Here is a 26,515-nt window from a genome sequence, read left to right as displayed (position 1 = left end):
AAGCGCGCCACGGGCGAAGATGCAACCCCCGGCGGGCTGGGCCATTGCCGGGGGCGACAGGAAATGTCGCTTATGGTCAGAGACCCTTGGACCGATAGGTCTGCGCGACGCGACCGATCGACACAAGATAGGCCGCCATCCGCAGGTCTTCGACATCAGCGCGGCTGTGCCAGACCTCGCGCATGGCCTGATAGGCCGATCGCATCGTGTCATCCAGTCCCGACCGGACCAGTTCCAGCTCCCCTGCCCCGCGCAGATAGGTTTCCTTGAAACCGGGGTTCAGTGTCCAGCCCAGCCCTTTGTCGGCGGACAGGCGTTCCAACTCATCCACCAGCAGGTGATGTCGCGCCTCTTCGGCGCGGCGCTGCATCCGGCCAAAGCGGATATGCGACAGGTTCTTGACCCATTCGAAATAGCTGACCGTGACCCCGCCCGCATTGGCATACATGTCGGGGATGATGACCGCACCCTTGGCGCGCAGGATTTCGTCGGCGCCAAAGGTGATAGGGCCATTGGCTGCCTCAACGATCAGCGGCGCGCTGATGCGCGCGGCGTTGCCCTTGTGGATCACGCCTTCCAACGCGGCCGGGATCAGGATGTCGCAATCCTTTTCCAGCACCGCCGCACCATCGGCGGTGAACTCCGCCCCGGCAAAGCCTTTCAACCCGCCGGTGGCGGCCATGTGCTGACGCACGGCTTCCACATCAAGGCCGGTATCGGAGATCAGGGCACCATCGCGTTCGATGATGGCGGTGATCTTCGCCCCATCCTCTTCCGAAAGGAACTTGGCCGCGTGATAGCCCACATTGCCCAGGCCCTGCACCACCACGCGCTTGCCGTCCAGCCCGCCGGACAGCCGCGCTTTGGCCACATCTTCCGGGTGGCGGAAAAACTCGCGCAGGGCGTATTGCACGCCCCTGCCCGTCGCCTCAACCCGCCCCTGTATGCCACCGGCATGGGGCGGCTTTCCGGTCACGCAGGCCCGGGCGTTGATGTCGGTGGTGTTCATGCGGGCGTATTGATCGGCAATCCAGGCCATTTCGCGTTCGCCCGTGCCCATATCGGGGGCGGGCACGTTCTGCGCCGGGTGGATCAGGTCGCGCTTGATCAGCTCATAGGCGAAGCGGCGGGTGATCTGTTCCAATTCATGTTCATCCCAGGCGCGGGGATCAATGCAAAGCCCACCTTTCGATCCGCCAAAGGGCGTTTCTACCAGCGCGCATTTATAGGTCATCAGCGCGGCCAGCGCCTCTACCTCATCCTGGCTGACGGAAAGGGCATAACGGATACCGCCCTTCACCGGTTCCATATGTTCGGAATGGACCGACCGATACCCGGTGAAGGTTTCGATCTTGCCGCGCAGACGCACCCCGAAGCGGACGGTGTAAGTCGAATTGCAGACCCGGATCTTCTGTTCCAGCCCGGGGCTGAGATCCATCAGCCGGACCGCGCGGTTGAACATCAGATCGACAGATTCCCGAAAGCTGGGTTCACCGGAATGTTGCATGTCATCCTCCCTGTCGCGCCAAACAGGGGACGCGGCCCTGACTGCGACGCTAGCACAGCCTGATCCTGTAGCCTCAGGATTACGACGGACAGGTTTGCAGGGATTTAAGACAGCTGCATGAAACAGCCGCAAATGCAGGCGCGCGGGGCCGGTTCGGCAGGGCGCTGCGGCGCTAAGATTTACCTCAATACGCCTGCTTCTTTCCCAATCCTGCCTCAATCCTGCCTAGCGGAATGGTTAACTTCTGCAGACTTGAGGATGGGTGCCAATCCGCTTGGAACATCCCGGAAAGGGTAAGACATGACGATTTACCATATCAACCGCCGCACAAGGGCAATAATTGCCCGGGCGGCATCGGGCGAATCAGTCTCGGGCAGCCTTCGGGCCGCCCGCAAAGCACTGTCTGCGGCCCCGCCACAATCATGGCGGAATTTGGCCGACCGTTTCGGCGACACCCCCTCTGCCAACCTTGAATCTTCACAAAGCTTGCAGCCAGCACAGGCATCCCGCATCCCTGATCGGGGGCGCAAAGATGCGGTAAACCGGGTTACCGGGCTGCCGTGCAATGATCATGGGATCACGAGTCATGCGTAATTCTGTCCTCTCACTTCTCGGTCGGCCGTTCCGTCGGTTCCACCGCAGCGAGGACGGCTCGCTGCTGGTCTTCGGTCTGTTCCTTTTCGCGACCTTCTTCCTGATGAGCGGCATGGCCGTTGATCTGATGCGGACGGAAAACCGCCGCACGGCGCTGGCGCAATCGCTGGACCGCTGCGCGCTGAACGCCGCCGCCCTGCGCCAGACGCTGGACCCCGCAACCGTGGTGCGCGACTGCGTGGATCGCGACGGGATGCTGTCCTACCTGACAGACGTCAAGGTCACCAGCGTCGCCGGTCAGCGGTCGGTCGAGGTGAAGGGAAAGATCCCTGTAGAAACACTGTTCATGGGCGCATCGGGCGTGGACGTGATCGATGTGGCCGCCCGGTCGGTTGCCGAACAGCGCGCCACGAATATCGAGATCGTGCTGGTTCTGGACGTGTCCGGGTCGATGCAGGGCAGCAAGCTGACCTCCTTGAAAACCTCGGCCAAGAATTTCGTGTCCACCGTTCTGGCAAACAACACCGACAAGATTTCCATCGCTGTGGTGCCCTATAACGGTCAGGTGAACCTTGGCGCATCGTTGCGGACCAAATTCAACGTCACCAATATTCCCGGCCTGACGGCCACCCAGAATGTGAACTGCGTGGACATGCCGTCGAGCGTCTATGCAAACACGGGCATTGCGCGGGATTTCCCGATGCCGGCAACGGGCTGGGTTGATGCTTTCACGACATTGGCCAACGGCAACAGCACCACGGGCGGTTACGGGACTAACATGTCCAACTGGCCAACGACCTATACGCACACTCTCCGCGCGCCGGATGGTGCATCGGTCTGGTGCCCGCCGTCCACGGTCAACGTCGTGCGTCTGCAGGATGACAACATTGGCAACCTGCACACTTACATCGACGCGCTGGTCGCCATCGGCGCAACGTCGATCAACGCCGGGATGAAGTGGGGCGGCGCCATGCTGGACCCGCAGTTCCGCAGCGTCGTGAACGAATATGTCACCGCAGGCACCATTCCGACAGAATTCCGCGACCGCCCGTTCGATTATTCCAAGCGTGACGCGCTCAAGATCGTCGTTCTGATGACCGACGGGGAAAACTTTGGCGACGTGCGGCTTAACAATGACTATCGCACCGGCCCTTCGCCAATCTTCAAGGGTACCGATGGGAACTATTCGATCCAGTTCACCACCGGGCGGCCGACTGCGGCAGGAAACAACCAATTCTGGGTGCCCCACCGCAACAGCAATGCGGGCGAATGGCGTGCCACATCTTGGGGCGGGGCGACCAACACACAGGGCACCCGTATGAGCTGGCAGGAAGTCTGGCAGGATATGAACACCAGCTGGACGGCATGGCACCTTTATGCACGGGCATTGGGCACCACCTCCACCACACGGACCAACACCTACAACACCTGGTTCAACAACTTCCGCGCGCAACGTGGCAGCAGTTCATCGACCCCGGAAATGGATGCAGAACTGCTCCAGATCTGCAATCTGACGAAACAGCAGGGTGTCATGGTCTACGGGATCGCCTTTTCGGCACCCACGCGCGGCATCAACGCGGTCAGAGGCTGTTCTTCTTCTGAAGGTCACTTCTTCAACTCGACCAACACAACGCAGCTGAACGCCGCCTTCCAGGCGATTGCCACCAACATCACCCAACTGAGGCTCGTGAATTGATGCGTGTGTCATCCATGATGCGCCGCTTCCGGCGGCGCGAGGACGGAACGGCAACGGTGGAATTCGTCATCCTCGTGCCGCTGATCTTTTCGATCTTCATCGCGACGCTGGAAATCGGCATGATGATGTCGCGCTGGTCCAGCATCGACCGTGCCGCCGATATGGTGATCCGGTCGCTGCGCCTTGGGCAGTATACAAACCCGACGGCGCAACTTTTGCGGCAGGAAATCTGCGATGACGTGTTCCTCGTGGAAAACTGCTTCGAAAACATCGCCGTCGACATCCGCCGCATCAACCGGGCAACCTTCCTGATGCCCGATGATGACGAACCCTGCGTGACGCGCGATCAGGACATCATCCAGCCGGTAACGCAGGTCACGCCGGGCCAGCAGAACGACCTGATGCTGATCCGCGTCTGTGTCGCGGTGGATGCCATGTTCCCGACATCGCGCTTTGCGCTGCCGATCACGCTGGATGCACAGGGCGGCTATGCGCTGTCGGTCGCGTCTGTCTATGTCAACGAACCAAGCTAAGGGGCAGTTCATGCAAATCCTGTCCTCCATCACTGCGGGCATCAAACGGTCTGTCCGCCGCTTCGCCAAAGATACCTCGGGCAGCATGCTGGCCGAAGCCATGTTCATCGTGCCGGTCATGGCCATGGGGATGTCGGGCTTTTATGCCTTCTGGGATGCCTATCAGACCCAGAACCGCGTGCAGAAAGGGGCCTATGCCATTTCCGACATGCTGTCGCGCGAGATGGTTCCCGCGACCCCGGCCTTTCTGAACGGGCTGGAAACCACGTTGGAATACCTGATTGGCACCAATGCCCGCACCCGCATCACCAGCATCCGCCGCAATTCGGACGGTCCGCTCGGGGCGACCGGGCTGGTGGTGCTGTGGTCGCATTCGCCCGGCAACACGATGCCGCCGCTGACCAACGGCACCCTGAATCAGGTGATTTCAGAAGTCCCGATGATGGCCGTCGGGTCGAACATGGTGGTCTATGAGGTGGTGGTCCCCTATTCCCCGGTGACCGAGATCCTGACACTGAACACGATCAACGAAACCGTCGCCATGCGGCCGCGCTTTCTGCCCACCCTGTGCCTGACGGGCGTGACCTGCTGACGTTTGCCTGACGCGCGGCCCTTGCGGGGCTGTGCGCCACGGCACCAACCTTCTGCACGGGGCGGCGTTGTCCGCCCCGTTTGCATGACCTAGGTTACGGCTTGTCCAGCAGCAGGAAGCCCGCCCATGTCCATCCGCCCCGTCGTTCAGGAAAACCGCGCCCAGCCCACCTATGAAGGCGCGGGCGTGCATCTGCACCGCGCCTTTGGCTTTGGCGACCCAGACCGGATGGACCCGTTCCTGCTGTTCGACGATTTCCGCAACGAAGACCCGCGCGATTACATGCGCGGCTTCCCGTGGCACCCCCATCGCGGGATCGAGACGATCACCTATGTTCTGGCCGGGGCCGTGGAGCATGGCGACAGTCTGGGCAACCACGGCCTTCTGAAAGGCGGCGATGTGCAATGGATGACCGCCGGTTCGGGCATCCTGCATCAGGAAATGCCGCGCGGTAACGCCCGCGGCCAGATGCACGGCTTCCAGCTATGGGCCAACCTGCCCTCGACCCTGAAGATGACGGCGCCGCGCTATCAGGATGTGAAGGGCAAGGACATCCCCGAGATCATGGATGACGACGGCACGGTGGTGAAAGTCATCGTGGGGTCATTCTGGGGCAAGACCGGCCCGGTAGACGGGATCGCCGCCGATCCGCAATATCTCGACATTTCCGTCCCGCCCGGGCGGCGCAAGACCTTCAAGGTGGACACCTATCGCCGCGCCTTCGCCTATGTCTTTGACGGCAAAGGAACTTTCCGCGATGCAAGCCGCCCCAAAGGCGTGCTGCTGGAGAAAGAAGTGATGGGCCAGGAGGTGAACATTCGCGACATGTCGGGGGATCGCACGCTGGTGCAGTTCGGCACCGGCGACGAGGTGACGGTGCAGGCCGGGCCGGACGGCATCCGCTTTCTGCTGATCTCCGGTGCGCCGATTCAGGAACCCGTGGCATGGCACGGCCCCATCGTGATGAACACGCAGGCCGAAATCCGCCAGGCCATGGCCGAGTTGAAGAACGGCACCTTCATCCGGCCTGCGCATTGACGCGGGCGCCACTTGCGGCTTTGCTGCGCGCCAGCCTGACCGGAGCCCGAGCGATGCACGTTGCGCCTGCCCTTGCTATTGCCACCCTGGCCCTCTTGGCGGGGTGCAGTGAACCGGGCTTCATCCGCAAGGCCGAACCCGCTGCCACGCCCAGCCTGCTGCCGATCGACGAAATCCTCAGCGGCGACAGCCCGCAACTGGATGCCGAGGCCGCCGCAGCCCTGACGGCACGCGGCGCGGCATTGCGGGCAAAGGCCGGCACGTCCGGTTAGCCCGCGTTGCAAGCCCTGCCGCGAACGGCTAAGGGGGCGCTGTGCCTGTCCGCTTGATGGAGTCTCTCATGCCTGCGCCCCTTCGCCTTGGTCTTGCCGGTCTGGGAACCGTGGGCATCGGTGTGGTGAAGATCGTGCAAAAGCACGCCGATCTGATCGCTGCGCGCGCCTGCCGCCCGGTGGTGATCACCGCTGTCTCCGCCCGCGACCGCAGCAAGAACCGCGATGCCGATCTGTCGGGTTTTGCCTGGGAAACCGATCCCGTCGCACTGGCGCGGCGCGACGATGTGGACGTGTTCGTCGAGGTGATGGGCGGCCATGAAGGCCCCGCCCGCGCCGCGACCGAGGCCGCCATTGCAGGCGGCAAGGACGTGGTCACCGCTAATAAGGCGCTTCTGGCCCATCATGGCCATGCGCTCGCGCTGGCCGCCGAGGCGGCAGGGCGCGTGATCCGTTTCGAGGCCGCCGTCGCCGGGGGCATCCCGGTGATCAAGACCCTGACCGAAGGGCTGGCCGGTAACCAGATCCGCCGGGTGATGGGCGTGATGAACGGCACCTGCAACTATATCCTGACGCGCATGGCCAATGCGGGCCTGCCCTATGAGACGGTATTCGAAGAGGCGCGCCAGCTTGGCTATCTCGAGGCTGACCCGAACCTTGACGTGGGCGGCATCGACGCGGGGCACAAGCTTTCACTGCTGGCTGCCATTGCCTTTGGCACTCGCGTCAGCTTTGACCATGTGGAACTGGAAGGCATCGGCAACGTCTCGATCGAAGACATCCGCATGGCCGATGACATGGGCTATCACATCAAGCTCTTGGGTGTGGCGCAGATGACGGGGCGCGGGCTGGAACAGCGCATGACCCCTTGCCTTGTGCCGGCGGAAAGCCCGCTGGGCCAGTTGCAGGGCGGCACCAACATGGTGGTGCTAGATGGCGACAGCGTGGGCCAGATCGTGCTGCGCGGCCCCGGCGCGGGCGAAGGGCCGACAGCCAGCGCCGTGATGGGCGATGTGATCGACCTCGCCCGTGGCATTCGCGTGCCCACTTTCGGGCGGCCCGCCGCGACCCTTGCCGAACCGATCCCGGCCAAGGCCGCGACCCCGGCGCCCTATTACCTGCGGATGACACTGCTCGACAAACCCGGCGCGCTGGCCAAGGTGGCCACCTGTCTGGGCGAGGCGGGCATTTCCATCGACCAAATGCGCCAGATCAACCAGCCCGGCGAGGCCGATGACAAGGCGGTGGTCCTGATCGTCACCCACAAGGCGGCCCCTGCCGACATCGCCTATGCACTGGCGCGTTTTGGTGAAACCGGCGTGGTGATGGGTGCGCCCGTCGCCATCCGGATCGAGGAAGTCTGAGGGCGGGACAAAAACTTTCCACGGAAAGTTTTTGAAGGGCGCAAATTTTTCGACGAAAAATTTGCCTGCCGACCTTTGGTCGGCAAGCCGGAAAATTTTTCAGTGAAAAATTTTCTCTCATGCGCCCGTCCAGGATCCCTTGTCACCGAGTGTTAGCGCGACCACGCTTGCCCCGCCCCTGTCCGGGCGCTAAGGGGCGGGAAGCACAGCCGGGGCGAGGAGCACGATACCATGGCCGACAAGCAGGAATTTGAGGACCGTCTCCTCTCGCTGGGCCTTGCCCGCGTGTCGGAAGCGGCGGCGCTGGCCAGCGCGCAGCTGATCGGTCGGGGTGATGAGAAAGCCGCCGATCAGGCCGCCGTCAACGCGATGCGCGACCAGCTCAACCTGCTCGACATTGCCGGGGTGGTGGTGATCGGCGAAGGTGAGCGGGACGAGGCGCCGATGCTCTATATCGGCGAAAAGGTCGGCACCGGGAACGGGCCTGCCGTGGATATCGCGCTTGATCCGCTGGAAGGCACCACGCTGACCGCCAAGGACATGCCCAATGCGCTGACCGTGATCGCCATGGCCCCGCGCGGCACGATGCTGCACGCGCCCGATGTCTATATGGAAAAGCTGGCCATCGGCCCGGGCTACAAGCCCGGCACCGTGACCATGTCCATGAGCCCGTCTGAACGGGTCTCGGCACTTGCTGCGGCCAAGGGCTGCTCGACCGAGGATATCACCGTCTGCGTGCTGGAACGCCCCCGGCATGAGGAGATGATCAACGAACTGCGCTCCACCGGGGCCTCGATCCGGCTGATCACGGATGGCGATGTGGCGGGTGTGATGCACTGTGCCGAGCCTGAGGTGACAGGGATCGACATGTATATGGGATCGGGCGGCGCGCCCGAAGGGGTGCTGGCGGCGGCCGCGCTGAAATGCATGGGCGGGCAATTCTTCGGCAAGCTGTTGTTCCGCAACGAAGATGAGCGTGCCCGTGCCCGCAAGGCCGGGATCACCAATTTCGACCGCGTCTACACGCGCGATGATCTGGTGCGCGGCGACGTGATTTTTGCGGCCACGGGCGTGACCAGCGGGTCACTGCTGGCAGGCATCAAGCGTGAACCCGGCGTGGTGACGACCGAGACGATCCTGATGCGGTCCAAGACCGGATCGGTGCGCCGGATGACCTATCGCAGCCCGGTGAAGTGAGCGCAGTTCGGCCTGCCGTTCCGTGGGCGGGGCTTGCAGGTGGTGCCGCTTTGCGGCACTTCCTTTGATATGATAGCACGCGCTTTTCTCAACGTCGAAGCGTCGCTCACTGGGCGGCGCTGGATCGGTCCTTCTGCCGAAGAGGACCGTCTGGCCGAAGCCATGGCCCAAGTCACGCGCCTGCCGCTGGCCCTGTGCCACACGCTGGTCAAGCGGGGCGTGGCACCCGAGGATAGCGCCGCCTACCTTGCCCCCGCCCTGCGCGATCTGCTGCCCGATCCCTTGACGCTGCGCGACATGGGCCCTGCCGCCGCGCGCTTTCTGCGGGCGTTGAAGGCGCACGAAACGATTGCAGTCTTTGCCGATTATGATGTCGACGGCGGGTCATCTGCCGCGCTTCTGATGATCTGGCTGCGCGCGATGGGCCATGCGGCCACGCTCTACATCCCCGACCGTATCGACGAGGGCTATGGCCCCAACGTTCCGGCCATGGCGGGGCTGGCCGAAAAGCACCGGCTGATCATTTGCGTCGATTGCGGAACCCTGTCGCATGATCCCATCGCGGCTGCGGTGACTGCGGGTGCGGATGTGGTGGTGCTGGACCATCACCTTGGGGCCGACACCCTGCCCCCCGCTTTGGCCGTCGTGAACCCCAATCGGCAGGATGAAGATGGCACCTTGGGCCACCTCTGCGCGGCATCGGTAGTGTTCCTGATGCTGGTAGAGGCCAACCGTCAGTTGCGCGCCGATGGCGTGCAGGGACCGGACCTGATGGCGCTGCTTGATCTGGTGGCGCTGGCCACGGTGGCCGATGTGGCCCCGCTGATCGGGGTCAACCGGGCGCTGGTGCGGCAGGGGCTCAAGGTGATGGCGCGGCGCGATCGGGTGGGTCTCCGCGCGCTGGCCGATGTGGCGCGGATGGATACGGCCCCCAACACCTATAGCCTCGGCTTTCTGCTTGGCCCCCGCGTCAACGCAGGCGGACGCATCGGCGCGGCCGATCTGGGTGCGCGGCTGCTGTGCACTGATGATGAGGCCGAGGCCAAGGCGCTGGCCGACCGGCTGGACGAGTTGAACACGGAAAGGCGCGAGATCGAGATGCGGGTGCGCGAGGCCGCCATGGCACAGGCCGAAACCCGTGGTCTGGACGCCCCCCTCGTCTGGGCTGCAGGGGAGGGCTGGCATCCGGGCGTGGTGGGCATCGTCGCTAGCCGGTTAAAAGAGGCGACCAACCGCCCCGCCGTGGTGATCGGGCTGGAAGGCGGGATGGGCAAGGGATCGGGGCGGTCCATCTCGGGCGTCGATCTGGGCGCATCCATCCATCGGCTGGCCGCCGAGGGTTTGCTGGTCAAGGGCGGCGGGCACCGCATGGCCGCTGGCCTCACGGTCGAGGAAGGCAAGCTGGACGCGGCGATGGCCCGCCTGTCCGACCTGCTGGCGCGTCAGGGCGCGGGCAGCGCGGGCCCTGCGGACCTGAAGCTGGACGGGCTTTTGATGCCCGGTGCCGCCGACCGCGATCTGGTGGAAAAGCTTGAAGAAGCGGGGCCCTTCGGGGCCTCTTCCCCTGCCCCGCGTTTTGCCTTTGCCGCCATGGCCGTGAGCGCGCGGCGGATCGGCGAATCCCACCTGCGCCTGTCCTTCGGCGATGGGATTGGCCCAAAGCTGGAGGCCGTGGCCTTCGGTGCCTTTGACGGCCCGCTCGGCCCCGCCCTGCTCGAAGGGGGCCATCAACGCTTCCATCTGGCCGGTCGGCTGGAATTGAACCAATGGAACGGCAAGACCAAGGTACAGCTCCGCCTGGAAGACGCCGCACGGGCCTGACCGCTGTGCGCCCCTGCTGCCAAAGCGCCCCTGTGTCGCACATTTTCCCCCTTGCGAGTCACCCAGCCCCCCTTTAGACACCCGCCACCGACAGTGGCCCGTTCGTCTATCGGTTAGGACACCAGGTTTTCAACCTGGGAAGAGGGGTTCGACTCCCCTACGGGCTGCCACTTACCCCGCCATTGCAGAGACGCCACGCCGCTAGTCGGTATTATCGCGCACTATCAATGGCTTGCGTCGTGCTCCGGCGTAAGGAGACGGCGAAATCCACTCTGGGACGGCCCAGTTTCACCATCCGTCTCTTCTCGCGGATTTCGTGTTTCCAGTTTGGGAAATGCCCGGTTCAGGCGACGCTAAACAGCGATTTCTGGACAGCCCAGTCCGCCGGAATCTCATGCCTGAGACACCACTCGGCGGTGAGAAATGACGGCTGCCGACACTCAACGATCCGCCGGACAACGTCCGGCGAGAGGAACGCAAACTCGACAATCTGCTGCACACGCTTGATCGAGAGATCACTGGACCTTGCGATGTCTTGGGTACTCAGGCCGGAGGTGATCAGGTCGAGGAACGCCCGCCCTTTGGCGATGTTTCGGATCAGGGTCTCATCTTGTGGGAGTGCGTCACCGTCCAGCAGAAGTTTCGTCTCCACGCCCCGTCGGCGGAGCGAGACCGGCACTTCGAACGCAAGTGGCTCCGGATCAACTTCGCGTTCACTGACGCCAAAAGATCTTGCGAGCGACTTTCGGTCGATGGTGATCCCGAGCCGTTCTTGACCGACGCAGGCCCGGTCGATCACCGCAAGCGCGTTTATGTCGCCGTGATCAATCCTCGCCACGGTGGCTGAGATCCAGATTGGATCTGCCTGCCGGACAAGCCCGTGTAGGACAGCGGCTCTGAGATGCGTTCTGACTGCGGCGGCGATCCTGTCTTCAAGCACCCGTGCCGGCAGGCGCCAGCCGTCGGCTCTTTCCTCTGGATCTGCGCCGGCCTTGAGCGACTGCGAGATGTAGTAATCATAGCGACGCCCGCGCTTCTGCGTATGCACCGGCGTCATGCGCGAGCCGGATGGATCGAACAGTTTGCCGGCCAATGGTGAGGTGGGGCGCCCCGAGTTTTGTTGCCCACGAGGGAGGGAGGATTGTGCCGTCATGATCGCCTGCACCCTCTCCCACTGCGCTGTCCCGATGATCGCAGGGTGCTGCCCCTCGTGGCTCGTGCCCTTGTGGGCGATGCGGCCGACATAGAGCGGGTTGGTGAGGATTTTGTGGATATGACCGCGTGACATGACCTGTCCTCCCTGGTCCCTCCCTGATTGCGTGACGTAACGCTTCGACCGAAGACCAAGGTGCTCGGCTTTGCGTTGTCGGTCTGTTTCATGCTGGTCTCCACTTGGTTCGGGGCGCGGATCATCCCGCTCCCAGTACCGCGCAGAGCCCGGCACTCCGGGCGAAGGTCGCCGACGACAGCTGTGTCGGCACGGGATCAGTACCGCTCTTTGTCGCATGGATGTCCAGTCGAAAGGCTGACAGAGGAGGCTGTTTTGCAGCTCTGGCCGGGCTCGGCCGGGAAGGAACTGCGAAAGATCGCCGCGGCCAAAAAAGGCGGATGCCGTGCTGCGCGACCAGGCGCGAAGTTGCCAAGTGTGATACTAGATTTTCCGGATTACCTTGGTCTCGATTAGAGCATGAAGATGGGCGTGCAGAGCTGCCGGGACATGGCCACGACTGATTACTACGCCAGCCTCCATATTCTTCTCCAGCGCGTGCCCAGTCAGGTTAGCGCTGGTCAAAAAGGCTGAATTGCCGTCGGCAACAGCCACTTTCGCGTGAACCCTTCCTTCGGTGAACGGTTCAGGCCGGTCCGTCCAGACATACAGGTCTGCCAAAGGCACACACCTCCGCATCGTGGCGACAGGGTCTACGGACAGGCTTCCACCTTGGCTCGCTGATGCCTCCAGCAGAATACGGACGTCAATGCCGCGAGCAGCAGCGGCATTCAATGCGTCGACAACCGAGGAGACATCGTATGCGACGAAGCTGACAAGAAAGAGGTCACTCTGTGCGCGATGGATGAGATCAAGAAGCACCTGCTCTGTGCGGCGGGCGCCAGCACCGCGTCGATCGGGCGCGCTTCTCCTAGCTTCCTCTTGGTAACCCATTTGCCCTGTGCCGGATCGAAGGCGCCCTCGAATGGCACCTCGAGCTGATCAAGGTATCGAGGAATATCTTGACTCGATACGCGTGAGGTCAGTTCGCTGACCTCCTCAACACGACGTTGGGAGAGCCCGGGCCGATCCACCAGGCTCATTTTGACGCGGAACGAACGCGTCTGTACGTCGTCCTCGGCCAGCCGCTTCATGCCACCGAGCTCTCGCAGGGAGTTAAAGTAGCCGACGAGCGTCATGTAGGGATCGGCCACCGGGCCGAAGCGGTCGAACAGCGCCTGCGCGGCGGTCAGAAACGCCGTGTAGGTCCTGATCAGTACCGCTGGGCGCGAACTTCCAGGGGCGCAGATACCCATGTACCGCCGACCAGGCTTCTCAGCGATGGGGCGCTGAACTGAGAAGAAGTTGTCTTCGACGTCGAGTCCAGAAGGTGGGAAGACTGATATCCGGCGCATGAACACATTGCGCACCTGATCGTCAGCGCGCCGCACGGTCGCTGTGGATGCAACGACCTTCGGGCGAACCTTCTTTTCGCCCAGAGACCAGCTGCTTAGCTCGTCGACTGCCGTCTCGTAGAGGCCCACCATGGTGCCCAGCGGACCGCTGATGAGGTGGAACTCATCCTGAATGATCAGGTCTGGTGGTCGGATTGCGCGGACCGGCTTCACGCTCGCGGCCGGATATGCCCCTTTCGCTCGGTGTCCGGTTCTACAGTCGTGGCCTGGCCAGAGTAAGCCATGACGCACGCACTCCTGCTCGACGCGGCCGAACAGGTTTCGCACCTCGGGACGCCACGCCATCATCGCGAACTTGTCGACGGTCGCGATCATCATCGTCGGCGGGCGGTGATAGATTTCCTCATCGACGACTTTCACGGGAAGCCCCGGGTGAGGCTGCCCAGTGGATTTCGCCTTCGAGAAAGCGCAGCTGCCCAGCTTGTCGCCGCAGTGGATCAGCGTTCGGCCAGCGATCCTGTCGACCTCGATGTCGCGACCACCGGAGATCTCCGAACCGCACCAAGGGCAGCTGGTCAGCTGTGCAGGCGATGCAATTCCCGCCTTGTTGCGATCGTTGTTTCTGATGGCTTCAATAGCTTGGTGAGACGCTTCGGTAGTCCCCGGTGTGACGCGATTGCCGACCCAGAGGCCCAGTGTGAAAGGTTCTTTGCCCCAGATACTGACGTCTGCACGGCGGATAGGCTTTCGACCGCATAGCGGCCGACGGTCGGGGCAACGTTATGAGCCTCGTCGATAATCAGCAGATCGAATTTCCTTGGGTGGCTCACGTACGGGGGCAGTGCGTCCCGAAGAAGACGCAAGCCTTCAAAGGCACGGCGCAGAAACGAATAAAGATCGTTGGCGTAGACGGTTCGAAAGAGCGCTTCGTCAAAACTCATCTTGCAACTTCGCCTGTTTCAGTTTGACGAGTTCGGCTTGCCAATCCGCTTCCTCGAGCATCACCTGAAGGTCGGCGTCGGAGTAGCCCGACTGGTAGGCGTCACCGGATAATTCCGTTTCAGCCAGAATCAGACTGGTCAGCAACCGTGCGGCGGCGACGTCTCCTTTAGCTGCTTTGTTGAACATGGCAGCAACGACCACGTCCAACTTGGTCATCTTTTTCTCAACACCCCCTTCGAGAACGGTGACCTTCTTTGCCGCATGTTTCACGATCAGCTTTTTGAAGTTCCCAATGCCCCTGGGCCGCCCTTTCGAATTGCCGGACTGGCCTGGTTTGAATTGATGCTCCAGAGGAGGCACGCCGTAGCCCACCTTTGGACCGTCAGTCGGTTCCGGTGTGTCGCCCATCAGAAGTCCTCATCGCTCGAGGCCACCGGCCGGGGAGCGTCGGGGGCAGCCCCCCTGCCCGTACCCTGAGCCGCCCTGCGCGCATCACGAAGCGCAGTGAAGGTCTCTCCTGTTACGTCGTGGATGGCCTCTAGTCCGGTCAACTGCTCCCACCGACCGATGACAACGTCAACATAGGCCGGCGAAATTTCGAGGCCCACGCAGATCCGTTTCGAAACCTCCGCCGCAATGATCGTCGTGCCCGAGCCAAGGAACGGGTCAAGGATCACGTCGCCCATTGCTGTGACATCCAGAATTGCGTCACGGACCAGCCTGACCGGCTTCACGGTCGGATGGAGCGAGAAGTCGTCCTCAGCCGCCTTACGTCCGCCGGTGGCGCCGGCATAAGACCAAAGGTTCGTTCGGTTCCGGCCATGGATGCCAAGCTGAACATTATTGAGGTGTGACGCCCCTGGCCGTTTGATCACAAGAACGAGTTCATGCTGACTGCGGTAGAGCGATCCCATTCCACCCTTTTCTTTGGCCCAGACACAGGTGTTGATAAGTTCGAGCCCGAGGGTTCGAACGACGCGCATCAGCACCTCGACGTGGCGCCAATCAATGCAGAGAAAGATTACGCCGCCGGGTTTGATGGCTTCCATCATGTGACGCGTCGTGATCCGGAGGAACTCCTCGTACTCAGCTGGTGACTTTTCACCGGAGGCCTCGGCGAATTCGGGGAACTTGCCGCCCCCGACCCGGATGTGGCGGTCTACCGAGACGTTGTACGGATGATCTGTAAAGACAGCGGAGATCTCCCGATCCTCGACAGCGGTCCCGATATCGTCCTTACTTCGAGCATTGCCGCAGACCACCCGGTGGCTTCCCAATCGCCAGATATCACCTGGACGGCTGGCGGCTGTTGCATCGGGGTCGGGAAGCTCACCCACGTTGTCGAGCGGGTCGGGTTCTCCGAGGCCAAGGTCGTCCAGAACAAGGATGCGATCAATCTCCGGAGGATCGAAGCCGGTCACGGAAAGGTCCGGCTCGAACTCCAGCAGGTAGGCAAACTCGATCTTCAACGCCAGTTCGTCCCATTCGCCGCGCTCTGCGATCCGGTTCAATGCGATGCGGAGCAGGCGGACGTCTTCGTCCGAAAGGTCATCTGCGATGATGCAGGGAATTTCCTTCAGGCCAAGTCGGCGCGCAGCCTCAAGCCGCGCATTTCCGTCAATTAGCTCACCACCCTTGCCGAGGATTGGCGGAATACGAAAGCCGAACCGTCGAATGGATTGTGCTGCACGCGCGACCTGCCGTTCACTTTGCTTTTTGACCGGATGGTGGGGTTTTGCGATCGCGGACAGTGGGACCGTCTCGACCCGCATCGTCGGAAGTAAGTCGTTGCGCCCGGCTGAGACCGATTCAACAACCTTCGGAGAGTCAATATTTGACGGTAAACCGATCTTGGCGGACTGGACGCCGGCGGCAGCAGCACTTGATGTCGGCTTGTTTATGAAAGTTATGGCCATCGTTGCACTTCCTTTCTCGAACTGTTGAGGCGGGAAATGCGGCCTTCAAGACCGCAATGCCCGCCTTGATTGGCGTTGGCATCATCACTGGTCTCCAAGGTTGTGGCATCGTGAGTTGTACAGGACACAACATATAGCGTCAACACATCTTCTACCCTAGGTTGACGAACGGGTACTGGGGTTTTACCACCAAATCCCGGCGCCTCGCGGTTCCGTTCTCCCTGCTTGGTGCGCGCTGTGTTGGTTCTCGCTGCTAGTTGGACTGAACAACGTCCATCGTATGGCCTGCCAACCCTCTGGACGGGGCACCAGCTATGGCTAGCATCAAGAAACCAGTGGTCTGCGTTGACTAGATCGGCGATTGACCGCGAGCTGCCGCCTTACATGATTGCCAGCAGGTTCGGCATGCTGCCGGTTTTGTGGAAAGGCAATTGAGAAAACTAGGAATGGTTAGATATCCGTCCGAAGAGATGCGTGTTCCGAAGGTCACCAGCCTGGATACCGGTCGCTGTCGACCATATCGGTGCCCTCATCTGCAAGATCCCCTGCAAGGCGGCAGATCAGATCGGCGCATTCGATCTCACGCCGCCAAGGATGCCTCATGACCTCGTTCGGGTAGAGAAGACCCAGAAGGTTCCCGGCGATAGCGCCGGTACTGTCGCTGTCGCCCGAATGCGTCACGGCGATCCGCAGGCCTTCCTCGAACGATCCCGAATTCAACGCCGCGTAAAGCGCGATCGAGAGCGCTTCCTCGGCGACCCAACCGCCTCCCAAGGCTTCGATTGTTTGCGGCGTCCCGTCACCGGGAGCGGACAGGGCGGACTTGATGGACGTGGCCGTATCGCCCCCGACAGTCTCGAGAGCGGCGTTTGCAGCATCCTGAAGCCCCTGCCCTTCCAGAACATTGCTCAGAATCATTGCCCAAGCGGCAGCGGCTTCCTGTCCGGTTGGATGGCCATGCGTCAGGGCAGAGGTCTCGGCGGCGAGCTTCGTCCGATCGCCGCGATAGCCGGCCATCAGCGCAATCGGGGCGACGCGCATGATGGTCCCGCATCCCTTGGAGCGGTTTCGCGCCACTTCACCGAAGTGTTCTGCCGCAGCGAGTGACGACATGCAGGTGTTTCCGGGCGCACGGCGCACATGAAGACGCCTGTCGGCGACCAGCCCTGTTCCATCGATTTGCATTCTTGGCGCTCCACCCTGCGTCGCAAACCAGCGCAAAAGGGCATGATGGACGATGCCCGGCGGATAGCAGATGCCTTTTTCGAAGGCGCGGTTCAGCGCGCGGAGAAGACCTTCGGCCGTGAAAAGCGTCATCTGCGTGTCATCCGTGATCGCGCCAACCCGACCCTGATGGGCCAGCAGGTCGTCGACACCGCCCGGAAAGCGATCCAGAATATCAGCAAGCGGCCAGAACTCGATCTCGGCACCAAGCGCATCTCCGATCGCCCCGCCAAAGAGGCTGGCGCGGGTCAGTTCCGTTCGCCGATCCCCCTGCCCCGCTTGCCCTTCAAGGAACTTCTCTTGCACTGCTGTCTCAATCGCGCCCGGGCGGATCTCACGGACCCTCCTCATCGCCACTGACCACGGCTCACCGCGCTCGATCAACACAAGCGCGGCAATCATTCCCGAACGGCCGTGGCCTCCCCTGCAATGGAACAGTACCCGCCCTCCCCGATCGAGGGTCTGGTGCAGAGCCGGAGAAACTGCGGCCCAGGCCTTCAGCGTGCCGATGTCGGGCGCCGCAAAATCAGCAATCGGAAGGTGGTGCCAGATCATGCCGGCCCGGCGCACCGCCGCACCAAGATGTGGCACGCCAAGCGCCTCCATCTCGTGTTCTTCTACCAGAGACACGACAGCGTCGGCACCCCACTGTCTGATCGCGGAAACATCCCTGCCAAGGTCGCGGCTGCGGGGGGCCCCGATGGCCCCGCCTTCGGTCTTGCCGGGACAGATGGTCAGACCCATGCGGCCCGGACCAACTCTGATCTCTGCGATGTTCAGCGGTTGTGACTGACTGGTCTGCAAATAGTTACCCTCATCAAGAGGTTCCAAGCTCTGGACCAAGCTGGGCAGACGCCGCGGGGCGTTCTTCCCCGCTTTCGCTGCTTAGGGCGAAACGGTCCCTGTTTCGGAACCGAAATTCCCTGTTCCGCGCGACAGGGAATTTAGCATCAACTCATTGTAATACGTAGGTATTTTTGGAACAGATCGGCAAGAATTAGAGCTATTTCCGGCATTTCCCTGATATTTTCCCTGATAGCAGGGAATTTTTCGGCGAGACCGGTTAGCCCAGGACTACGACCACTGCCACCTCCTGCCATCAACATCCAATTCGGACTCCGGCCTTTTGTGCCGCGTATTCGCAATGCGGGATCGGTCTGTCCGCAGACTGGCGACACCGCCCTTCCCCCGTGCCATGATGCTGCCAGTGACCCCGTCTTAGAGGCGCAGATGCAGACGATCCCCCTCGGCCCCACGGGCCATAGCGACACCTTCACCCGCGATAGCCTGCCCCCTGCCGACCAGTGGCCGGAATTGCAGCTGGGCGCGTTCGACTATCCCGACTGGCTTAACGCCGCTGTGGAACTGACCGACCGGATGGTTGATCGCGGCTTTGGTGACCATACCGCGCTGATCGGCAATGGCCGCGCGCGCACCTATAAAGAACTTACCGACTGGTCCAACCGCATCGCCCATGCTCTGGTCGAAGATTACGGCGTCAAACCCGGCAACCGGGTGCTGATCCGGTCGGCCAATAACCCGGCGATGGTGGCCTGCTGGCTGGCCGCCACCAAGGCGGGGGCGGTGGTGGTGAACACCATGCCCATGCTGCGCGCGGGCGAGTTGACGGCCATCGTGAACAAGGCCGAAATCACCCACGCCCTGTGCGACACCCGCCTGATGGAAGAACTGGTCGCCTGCCAGAAGGACAGCGCTTTTCTTCACACGGTCGTGGGCTTTGACGGCACGGCCAACCATGATGCGGAACTCGACCGGATCGCCCTGCGAAAATCCGTCCGTTTCACCCCGCACCCCACGGGGCGCGATGACGTGGCGCTTTTGGGCTTCACCTCGGGCACCACGGGCGCGCCCAAGGCCACGATGCATTTCCACCGCGACCTGCTGATCATCGCCGATGGCTATGCGCGCGAGGTTCTGGCCGTCACCCCCGATGACGTTTTTGTCGGCTCCCCACCGCTGGCCTTCACCTTTGGCCTTGGTGGCCTTGCCATCTTCCCCCTGCGCTTTGGCGCGGCGGCGGCGCTGCTGGAACAGGCCAGCCCGCCCAACATGATCGACATCATCACCGAACATCGCGCGACGATCTGCTTCACCGCACCGACCGCCTATCGCGTCATGCTCAAGGCGATGGAGGACGGCGCGGACCTCTCCTCGCTGCGCGCCGCCGTCAGCGCGGGCGAAACCCTGCCCGCCCCGGTCTATGAAGAATGGATGGCACGCACGGGCAAGCCGATGCTCGACGGCATCGGTGCGACCGAGATGTTGCACATCTTCCTGACCAACCGCTTCGATGACCACCGCCCCGGTTGCACCGGCCGCCCCGTCACGGGGTATGAGGCGCGGATCGTCGGCCCCGACATGGCCGAGTTGCCGCGCGGCGAAGTGGGTCGTCTGGCCGTGCGCGGCCCCACCGGCTGCCGCTATCTGGCCGATGATCGGCAGACCAACTATGTCCGCGATGGATGGAACCTGACGGGTGACAGTTTCTGGCAAGACGAAGACGGCCGCTTCCACTTTGCCGCCCGCTCTGACGACATGATCATCAGCGCAGGCTATAACATCGCCGGGCCAGAGGTAGAGGCGGCGCTGCTCTCCCACCCCGCCGTTCAGGAATGCGCCGTGATCGGTGCCGCCGATGCGGAACGCGGTCAGGTGGTCGAGGCCCATGTTGTGCTTGCCGCCGGTCATGCGGGCGACGCGCTGATGATCAAGCTGTTGCAGGATCACGTGAAAAAGGTGATCGCGCCCTACAAGTACCCGCGCCGGGTGCTGTTCACCGACGCTCTGCCGAAAACCCAGACCGGCAAGATCCAGCGCTTCCGCCTGCGCAGCAACTGACCCCGATCCCGGCTCTCAGGCCGGGATCACCGCCGTTGCCTCGATCTCTACCTTGGCGCGATCCTCGACCAGCGCCACCACCTGCACCAGCGCCATCGCCGGGTAATGCCGCCCGATCACCGCCTTGTAGACGCGGCCAAGCTCCTTGAGCGACCCAAGATATTCCCGCTTATCGGTGACATACCATGTCAGCCGCACCAGATGCTCCGGTCCCGCCCCCGCACAGGCCAGCACCTCGACGATGGATTTCAGGGCCTGCTCCACCTGCCCCACGAAATCATCCGTCTCGAACTGCTGTTCGGCGTTCCAGCCGATGATGCCCCCTGTGAACACCATCCGCCCCGTGGCGGCCACCCCGTTGGAATAGCCGATGGCTGGTTTCCAATGCGAAGGGTGCAGGAATTGCAGCGCGGTTTCGGTCATGCGGTCGTCTCCAGATGTGCGGTCAGCACCGCGCGAATACGATCGGGCCAGCGCGCAGGCCGCCCCTCGGGCGACATCCAGACCAGCACCAACCGCGCCGTCAGCCGATGCGCGCCGCCACTGCCCATGTCCAGCCGGACGGTGACGGAACTGCCGCCCACCTTTTCCACCACCAGCACCCAGTCCAGCACATCGCCAAGGCGCGACGGCGCGCGGAAATCCGTCTCCACCCGCGCGGTCGGTACGCCGATGCCATCCTCCATCATGGCATGATAGGAATAGCCCACCACCTCGCGGAAGAAATTCTCGCAGACGGAATTGGTCATCTCGAAATAACGGGGATAGAAGACGATCCCCGCCGGATCGCAATGGTTGAACTCCACCCGGATCGTGCGCGCATAGCTCATCCCAGCACACTCCGCGCGATCACAACCCGCTGCACATCGGATGCGCCCTCATAGATCCGCAGCGCCCGGATCTCGCGGTACAGGCTCTCCACCACCGACCCATGCCGCACACCGTCGCCCCCGTGCAACTGTACCGCCATGTCGATGACCTCCTGCGCGGCCTCGGTGGCATAAAGTTTCGCCATCGCCGCTTCGCGCGTGACCCGCGCCGCGCCACTGTCCTTCACCCAGGCCGCGCGATAGACCAGCAGCGCCGCCGCGTCGATCTTCACGGCCATATCGGCCAGATGTCCCTGCACCATCTGCAATTCGGCCAGCGCCTGCCCCTGAATCCGCCGCGCCTTCACCCGCGCCAACGCCTCATCCAAAGCCCGCCGCGCAAAGCCCAGCGCCGCCGCCCCGACGGTCGACCGGAACACGTCCAGCACCGACATGGCGATCCGGAACCCCGCGCCCGGTTCGCCGATCAACGCCCCCTCCGGCAGCACCATCCCCTTCATCCGCAACGTCGCCAAAGGATGCGGTGCGATCACCTCCAATCGCTCCACCACCTCCAACCCCGGTGCATCGGCGGGCATCAGAAAGGCCGACAACCCCTTCGCCCCCGGTGCCTCGCCCGTGCGGGCAAAGAGCACATAGACATCTGCAATCCCGCCATTGGAAATCCAGGTCTTCTCCCCCTCGATCAGCCATCCGCCCTGCACCTGCGTGGCTGTGGTCGCCGTCGCCGCCACATCCGACCCCGATCCCGGCTCTGTCAGGGCAAAACCCGAAATCGCCGCTCCCGTCCGCGTGCGCGCCAGCCACTCCTGCTGCGCAGCCGTGCCGAACAGGCTCACCGCCCCCATCCCCAGCCCTTGCATGGCAAAGGCGAAATCCGCCAGCCCGTCATGCCGCGCCAGCGTCTCACGGATCAGGCACAGCGTGCGCACATCCAGCCGCTCCCCCGCTGCAGCAGCGCTGTGCTGCAACCAGCCACCCGCCCCCAGCATGGCCACCAGCGACCGGCAGGCTGCATCCACATCGCCATGATCCACCGGCAGATGCGCCCCGCACCACGCCTCCAGCGCGACGGACAATTCGCGATGCCGATCTTCAAAGAAAGGCCAGTCCAGAAAACTCGTATCGCTCATGTCATCTTCTCTGTTTCAAATATCCTCAGGGGGTGAGGCGCGGCACGCGCCGAGGGGGCGCGAGCGCCCCCTGATTTTTCGCATGAAAAATCGTCAATCCCCGCCAAACACCGGCGTTTCCTTCGCCACAAAGGCACGGTAGGCCCGCTCGAAATCCCGGGTTTGCATGCAGATGGCCTGTGCCTGTGCCTCGGCCTCAATCGCCTGCTCCAGCCCCATGTTCCATTCCTGATTGAGCTGTGTCTTCGTGATCCCATGCGCAAATGTCGGCCCTGCCGCCAGGGCCCGTGCCAGCGTCATCGCCGCCGCCTCCAGCTCTTCTGCCGGATGCAGCGCGTTCCAGAACCCCCACCGCTCGCCTTCCTCGGCGCGCAGCACGCGCCCGGTATAAAGCAGTTCCGCAGCCCGCCCCTGCCCGATGATCCTCGGCAGCATCGCGCAGGCCCCCATGTCGCACCCCGCCAGCCCCACACGGGTGAACAGAAACGCGCATTTCGCCCCGGGTGTTGCCAGCCGCAGGTCCGACGCCATCGCCATGATCGCGCCCGCCCCCACGCAAACGCCGTCCACCGCCGCGATGATGGGTTTGCCGCAGCCGATCATCGCCTTCACCAGATCGCCTGTCATGCGGGTAAAGGCGAGAAGCTCCTTCATCTCCATCCCGACCAGCGGGCCAATGATGTCATGCACATCGCCGCCGGAACAGAAATTCCCCCCATTGGACGCAATCACCACCACATCCACATCCGTCGCATAGACCAGCGCGCGGAACGTATCGCGCAACTCGGCATAGCTCTCAAACGTCAGCGGGTTCTTCCGTTCGGGCCGGTTCAGCCGCACCACGGCCACCCGATCCACCACTTCCCACAGGAAATGTTCGGGCCGCAGCCCCGCCATCGCGCCCATCACGCGCCCCCCATGCGTTTGAGAATATCGGTCAGCGCGTCCAGATCCGCTTCGGACAGGTTGGCAAAGCGGCGCGACACTTCGGTCTCATGCCCCGCGGCCAGCACTTCGAACTGCGCCAGCCCCTCGGGCGTCAGCGCCACGAACACCGTGCGCCGGTCCACCTCGGACGGTGTGCGCCGCACCAGCCCGTCCTTCTCCAACCGGTCCACCACCGTGGTCGCATTGCCATTCGACACCAGCAGCATCCGGCTCAACTCGCTCATCGTCACGCCTTCACGGCGGCGATAAAGCGCGGCCATCACGTCAAAGCGCGGCAAGGTCGTCTGGTGCTGCAACCGCAGGAACTCACGCAGATCGCTTTCCGCCATCCGCGTCACCCCCAGCAGGCGGATCCACATCTTCAGCCGCCGTTTTGACAGAGGATCGGTCATACCTCCCCCCCGGAGATCACGATCCCCTGCCCGTTAACCCCATCGGCCCCATCTGATGCCAGCCACAGCGCCGCCGATGTCACCTCGTCGGGGCGATACAGGCGGTTCTGCGGGCTCATCGCTTCCAATGCGGCCCGCGCCTCGGTCAGCGACCGCCCAGTCTTTTCCGAGATGACCTTGATGGACTGCTCCGTCATCTCGGTATCCAGAAACCCCGGGCAGATCGCGTTCACTGTCACCGGCCCGCGCGCCACCTCCAGCGCCAGCGACCGGACGATCCCCATCACCCCATGCTTGGCCGCCGCATAAGGGGCGACCTTGGCATAGCCCTTGACCCCCGCGGTCGAGGCTACGGCGATCAACCGCCCCCAGCCATCGAACTGCCGCAACCCTTCGCGAAAGGTCAGGAACACCCCCGTCAGGTTCACCGCCAGCATCGCATTCCACTGCTCCAGCGTGGTGCGGGCAAAGGGTGCGCTATCGGCCTGCCCCGCATTCGCGATCACCACATCCACCCGCCCAGCCTGCGCAAACAGCGCCTGCACCGAGGACTCATCCGTCACATCGCAAGGCAGCGCCCGAATGGCGGGGTGTTGCGCGGCGACCGAAGCCAAGGCTTCCAACCGCCGCCCGCAGATCACCACCTCGGCGGCACCGGCACGGGCGAAGCCAAGCGCAAGGTCTGCCCCCGCGCCCGATCCGCCGCCCGTGACCAGAACCCGCCGTCCCGTGATGCTCATGCCCGGATCACCTCTGTCCCCTTTTGCGCCAGCCGCCGCATCTGATCGCGCCCGGCCAGATAGGGCAACGGCCATTCGGTGGCAGCATCGCCCATGGCGACGGCGGCGTGAAGGGTCCAATAGGGATTGGCCAGATGCGGCCGCGCGAGGCAGACAAGATCCGCCCGCCCTGCCAGCAGGATGGAATTGACGTGATCCGGTTCGGTAATGTTGCCCACCGCCATGGTGGCAATCCCCGCCTCGTTGCGGATGCGGTCGCTGAACGGTGTCTGGAACATGCGGCCATAAACCGGCTTGGCGTCTACGGACGTCTGCCCCGCCGACACGTCGATGATATCCGCCCCATTGGCCGCGAACAGGCGCGCAATCTCCACCGCTTCATCCGGCGTCACGCCTTCGTCGCCTACCCAATCGGTGGCCGAAATACGCACTGACAAGGGCTTCTCCTCGCCCCATGCCGCCCGCATCGCGCGCAACACCTCAAGCGGCCAGCGCATCCGGTTCTCAAGCGATCCACCATAAGCATCGGTCCGGATGTTCGATTTCGGGCTGATGAAGGACGACACCAGATAGCCATGCGCCGCGTGCAGTTCGATCATGTCAAACCCCGCCCGCTTGGCCATCTCGGTCGCCGCGACAAACTCCGCCGTCACTGCCTCCATATCCGCCCGCGTCATCTCGCGCGGGGTGGCGTTCTTGGCCGACCAGGGCAGCGCGGATGGCCCGATGATCTCCCAGTTCCCCGTGGGCAAGGGCGCGTCGCCCTCCTCCCATCCGACCTGCGTCGATGCTTTCCGCCCGGCATGGCCGATCTGGCAGCAGATCTTGGCCTCCGTCTCGGCATGGACAAAATCCACCACCCGCCGCCACGCGGACTCATGCTCTGGCGCATAGAGCCCAGGACAGCCCGGCGTGATCCGCCCCTGCGCCGAGGTGCAGGTCATTTCCGTATAGACCAGCCCCGCGCCCCCCTTGGCGCGTTCGCCGTAATGGACCAGATGCCAGTCGGTCGGGCAGCCCTCCACCGCCTTGTATTGCGCCATGGGTGACACGACGACACGGTTCTTCAGTGCCATATCGCGCAAGCGGAACGGCGCGAACATGGGCTTGCGCCCCTTCACCCCACCCGCCTGTTCCTGAAACCAGTCCTCGGTCCGGCCCAGCCATTCTGGGTCACGCAGGCGGAGGTTTTCGTGCCCGATCCGCTGACTGCGGGTCAGCAGGGAATAGGCGAATTGCTCGGGCGGCAGGTCCAGATAGCGTTCCACCTGCTCGAACCACTCCAGCGAATTGCGCGCCGCAGATTGCAGGCGCAGCACCTCTACCCGCCGCTCATCCTGATAGCGCTGGAAGGCTGCCTCCATCGTCGGCTCACTATGCAGGTATTCCGCCAGCGCGATTGCGGAATCAAATGCCAGCCGCGTGCCCGACCCGATGGAGAAATGCCCCGTCGCCGCCGCATCGCCCATCAGCACCACATTTTCATGGAACCACTTGCCACAGACCACGCGGGGGAAGTTCATCCACACCGCCGACCCGCGCAGATGCGCCGCGTTGGAAATCAGTTCATGCCCGCCCAGATGCCGCTCGAATATCCGCCGGCATGTTTCGACCGTGTCCTCCTTGGACATGTCCGCAAAACCCCAGCGGTCCCACGTCTCCTGCGCCATTTCGACGATGAAGGTCGCGGTCTTGTCGTCGAACTGGTAGGCATGGGCCCAGACCCAGCCATGCTCCGTCTTCTCAAAGATGAAGGTAAAGGCGTCGTCGAATTTCTGCTGCGTGCCCAGCCAGACGAACTTGCACAGCCGCATGTCGATATCGGGCTGGAACACGGGTTCATATTCCCGGCGCACCGCCGAATTGATGCCATCACAGGCGACGACGATATCGTATTCCTTGCGATATTCCTCGGCCGATTTGAACTCTGTCTCGAACTGCAGATCGACGCCCAACTCGCGCGCCCGCGCCTGCAACAGGATCAGCATCTGCTTGCGTCCGATCCCCGCAAAACCATGCCCGCCCGATACCGTGCGCACGCCGTCATGCACTACGGCGATATCATCCCAATAGGCGAAATGATCGCGGATCGATTGGGTGGACACCGGATCGTTCCGCCCCATCCGCCCCAGCGCATCATCCGACAGCACCACGCCCCAGCCAAAGGTATCATTGGCGCGGTTGCGCTCCAGCACGGTGATCTGATGCGCCAGATCGCGCAGCTTCATCGAAATCGCAAAGTAAAGGCCGGCAGGGCCGCCGCCCAGACAAAGTATCTTCATGGCCCACATCCCA

The 26,515-nt window shown here is 63.0% G+C and carries 23 protein-coding genes and 1 tRNA gene; 10 read left to right on the top strand and 14 right to left on the bottom strand.

The window, feature by feature from the left end:
- Window positions 1-76: 76 nt before the first annotated feature.
- Window positions 77-1,507 carry a Glu/Leu/Phe/Val dehydrogenase dimerization domain-containing protein gene (locus RSE12_07060; GenBank protein WRH64085.1) on the bottom strand — a complete coding sequence of 477 codons (1,431 nt, stop codon included), beginning with the start codon at window positions 1,505-1,507 and terminating at the stop codon, window positions 77-79.
- A 586-nt stretch (window positions 1,508-2,093) separates the two neighbouring features.
- Here RSE12_07060 and RSE12_07055 point away from each other — a divergent pair.
- The 9 genes from RSE12_07055 (at window position 2,094) to RSE12_07015 (ending at window position 10,784) form a co-directional block, all read left to right on the top strand.
- Window positions 2,094-3,797 carry a VWA domain-containing protein gene (locus RSE12_07055; GenBank protein WRH64084.1) on the top strand — a complete coding sequence of 568 codons (1,704 nt, stop codon included), beginning with the start codon at window positions 2,094-2,096 and terminating at the stop codon, window positions 3,795-3,797.
- The gene (locus RSE12_07050; protein ID WRH64083.1) at window positions 3,797-4,330 is read left to right on the top strand and encodes a pilus assembly protein; all 534 of its coding nucleotides are present in this window, start codon (window positions 3,797-3,799) and stop codon (window positions 4,328-4,330) included. The genes RSE12_07055 and RSE12_07050 overlap by 1 nt, the downstream gene beginning before the upstream one ends.
- Window positions 4,331-4,340: 10 nt before the next feature.
- Window positions 4,341-4,922: a hypothetical protein gene (locus RSE12_07045; GenBank protein ID WRH64082.1), complete on the top strand. Its 582-nt coding sequence runs from the start codon at window positions 4,341-4,343 to the stop codon at window positions 4,920-4,922.
- A 126-nt stretch (window positions 4,923-5,048) separates the two neighbouring features.
- Window positions 5,049-5,960, top strand: coding sequence for a pirin family protein (locus RSE12_07040; GenBank protein ID WRH64081.1), 912 nt, complete (start codon window positions 5,049-5,051; stop codon window positions 5,958-5,960).
- A gap of 53 nt (window positions 5,961-6,013) precedes the next feature.
- Window positions 6,014-6,232: a hypothetical protein gene (locus RSE12_07035; GenBank protein ID WRH64080.1), complete on the top strand. Its 219-nt coding sequence runs from the start codon at window positions 6,014-6,016 to the stop codon at window positions 6,230-6,232.
- 68 nt (window positions 6,233-6,300) lie between these two features.
- Window positions 6,301-7,596, top strand: a complete 1,296-nt coding sequence (locus RSE12_07030) for a homoserine dehydrogenase (GenBank protein ID WRH64079.1) — start codon at window positions 6,301-6,303, stop codon at window positions 7,594-7,596.
- A gap of 231 nt (window positions 7,597-7,827) precedes the next feature.
- On the top strand, window positions 7,828-8,793 hold the full coding sequence (gene glpX / locus RSE12_07025; GenBank protein WRH64078.1) for a class II fructose-bisphosphatase: 966 nt from the start codon (window positions 7,828-7,830) through the stop codon (window positions 8,791-8,793).
- Window positions 8,794-8,862: 69 nt separating this feature from the next.
- A complete protein-coding gene (recJ, locus tag RSE12_07020) occupies window positions 8,863-10,614 on the top strand; it encodes a single-stranded-DNA-specific exonuclease RecJ (GenBank protein WRH64077.1) in 1,752 nt (583 codons plus the stop codon).
- Between the two features lie 95 nt (window positions 10,615-10,709).
- Window positions 10,710-10,784, top strand: a tRNA-Glu gene (locus tag RSE12_07015).
- Between the two features lie 173 nt (window positions 10,785-10,957).
- Here the strand turns inward: RSE12_07015 and RSE12_07010 are convergent.
- The 6 genes from RSE12_07010 to RSE12_06985 form a co-directional block, all read right to left on the bottom strand.
- Complete coding sequence (locus RSE12_07010) at window positions 10,958-11,902, bottom strand: recombinase family protein (protein WRH64076.1); 945 nt, start codon at window positions 11,900-11,902, stop codon at window positions 10,958-10,960.
- Between the two features lie 710 nt (window positions 11,903-12,612).
- The gene (locus RSE12_07005) at window positions 12,613-13,656 is read right to left on the bottom strand and encodes a hypothetical protein (GenBank protein ID WRH64075.1); all 1,044 of its coding nucleotides are present in this window, start codon (window positions 13,654-13,656) and stop codon (window positions 12,613-12,615) included.
- 155 nt (window positions 13,657-13,811) lie between these two features.
- Window positions 13,812-14,177: a hypothetical protein gene (locus RSE12_07000; GenBank protein ID WRH64074.1), complete on the bottom strand. Its 366-nt coding sequence runs from the start codon at window positions 14,175-14,177 to the stop codon at window positions 13,812-13,814.
- A complete protein-coding gene (locus RSE12_06995) occupies window positions 14,167-14,586 on the bottom strand; it encodes a DUF5681 domain-containing protein (GenBank protein ID WRH64073.1) in 420 nt (139 codons plus the stop codon). The genes RSE12_07000 and RSE12_06995 overlap by 11 nt, the downstream gene beginning before the upstream one ends.
- Window positions 14,586-16,094: a DNA methyltransferase gene (locus tag RSE12_06990; protein WRH64072.1), complete on the bottom strand. Its 1,509-nt coding sequence runs from the start codon at window positions 16,092-16,094 to the stop codon at window positions 14,586-14,588. The genes RSE12_06995 and RSE12_06990 overlap by 1 nt, the downstream gene beginning before the upstream one ends.
- A 486-nt stretch (window positions 16,095-16,580) precedes the next feature.
- The gene (locus RSE12_06985) at window positions 16,581-18,149 is read right to left on the bottom strand and encodes an ADP-ribosylglycohydrolase family protein (GenBank protein ID WRH64071.1); all 1,569 of its coding nucleotides are present in this window, start codon (window positions 18,147-18,149) and stop codon (window positions 16,581-16,583) included.
- Window positions 18,150-18,548: 399 nt separating this feature from the next.
- On the opposite strand from RSE12_06985, the gene RSE12_06980 reads away from it, so the two are divergent.
- Window positions 18,549-20,177, top strand: a complete 1,629-nt coding sequence (locus RSE12_06980; protein WRH64070.1) for an AMP-binding protein — start codon at window positions 18,549-18,551, stop codon at window positions 20,175-20,177.
- Window positions 20,178-20,192: 15 nt separating this feature from the next.
- Here the strand turns inward: RSE12_06980 and RSE12_06975 are convergent, their stop codons facing one another.
- The 7 genes from RSE12_06975 to RSE12_06945 form a co-directional block, all read right to left on the bottom strand.
- Window positions 20,193-20,600 (bottom strand): RidA family protein, encoded by a 408-nt coding sequence (locus tag RSE12_06975; GenBank protein WRH64069.1) that lies wholly within the window; start codon window positions 20,598-20,600, stop codon window positions 20,193-20,195.
- Entirely contained in the window at window positions 20,597-21,007 is a 411-nt protein-coding gene (locus RSE12_06970) for a thioesterase family protein (GenBank protein ID WRH64068.1), read from the bottom strand. Before RSE12_06970 ends, RSE12_06975 begins: the two co-directional genes overlap by 4 nt.
- Entirely contained in the window at window positions 21,004-22,140 is a 1,137-nt protein-coding gene (locus tag RSE12_06965; GenBank protein WRH64067.1) for an acyl-CoA dehydrogenase family protein, read from the bottom strand. Before RSE12_06965 ends, RSE12_06970 begins: the two co-directional genes overlap by 4 nt.
- Before the next feature lie 93 nt (window positions 22,141-22,233).
- On the bottom strand, window positions 22,234-23,046 hold the full coding sequence (locus tag RSE12_06960) for an enoyl-CoA hydratase family protein (protein ID WRH64066.1): 813 nt from the start codon (window positions 23,044-23,046) through the stop codon (window positions 22,234-22,236).
- Window positions 23,046-23,480, bottom strand: coding sequence for a MarR family transcriptional regulator (locus RSE12_06955; protein WRH64065.1), 435 nt, complete (start codon window positions 23,478-23,480; stop codon window positions 23,046-23,048). The genes RSE12_06960 and RSE12_06955 overlap by 1 nt, the downstream gene beginning before the upstream one ends.
- Window positions 23,477-24,220, bottom strand: a complete 744-nt coding sequence (locus RSE12_06950; GenBank protein ID WRH64064.1) for an SDR family NAD(P)-dependent oxidoreductase — start codon at window positions 24,218-24,220, stop codon at window positions 23,477-23,479. The genes RSE12_06955 and RSE12_06950 overlap by 4 nt, the downstream gene beginning before the upstream one ends.
- Window positions 24,217-26,502, bottom strand: coding sequence for a bifunctional salicylyl-CoA 5-hydroxylase/oxidoreductase (locus RSE12_06945; protein WRH64063.1), 2,286 nt, complete (start codon window positions 26,500-26,502; stop codon window positions 24,217-24,219). Before RSE12_06945 ends, RSE12_06950 begins: the two co-directional genes overlap by 4 nt.
- Window positions 26,503-26,515: the final 13 nt, after the last annotated feature.

Source organism: Fuscovulum sp. (assembly GCA_035192965.1).
GTDB lineage: Bacteria > Pseudomonadota > Alphaproteobacteria > Rhodobacterales > Rhodobacteraceae > Paragemmobacter.
The sequence above is the reverse complement of the archived record's forward strand: the minus strand, read 5'-3'. Positions and strand labels throughout refer to the sequence as shown.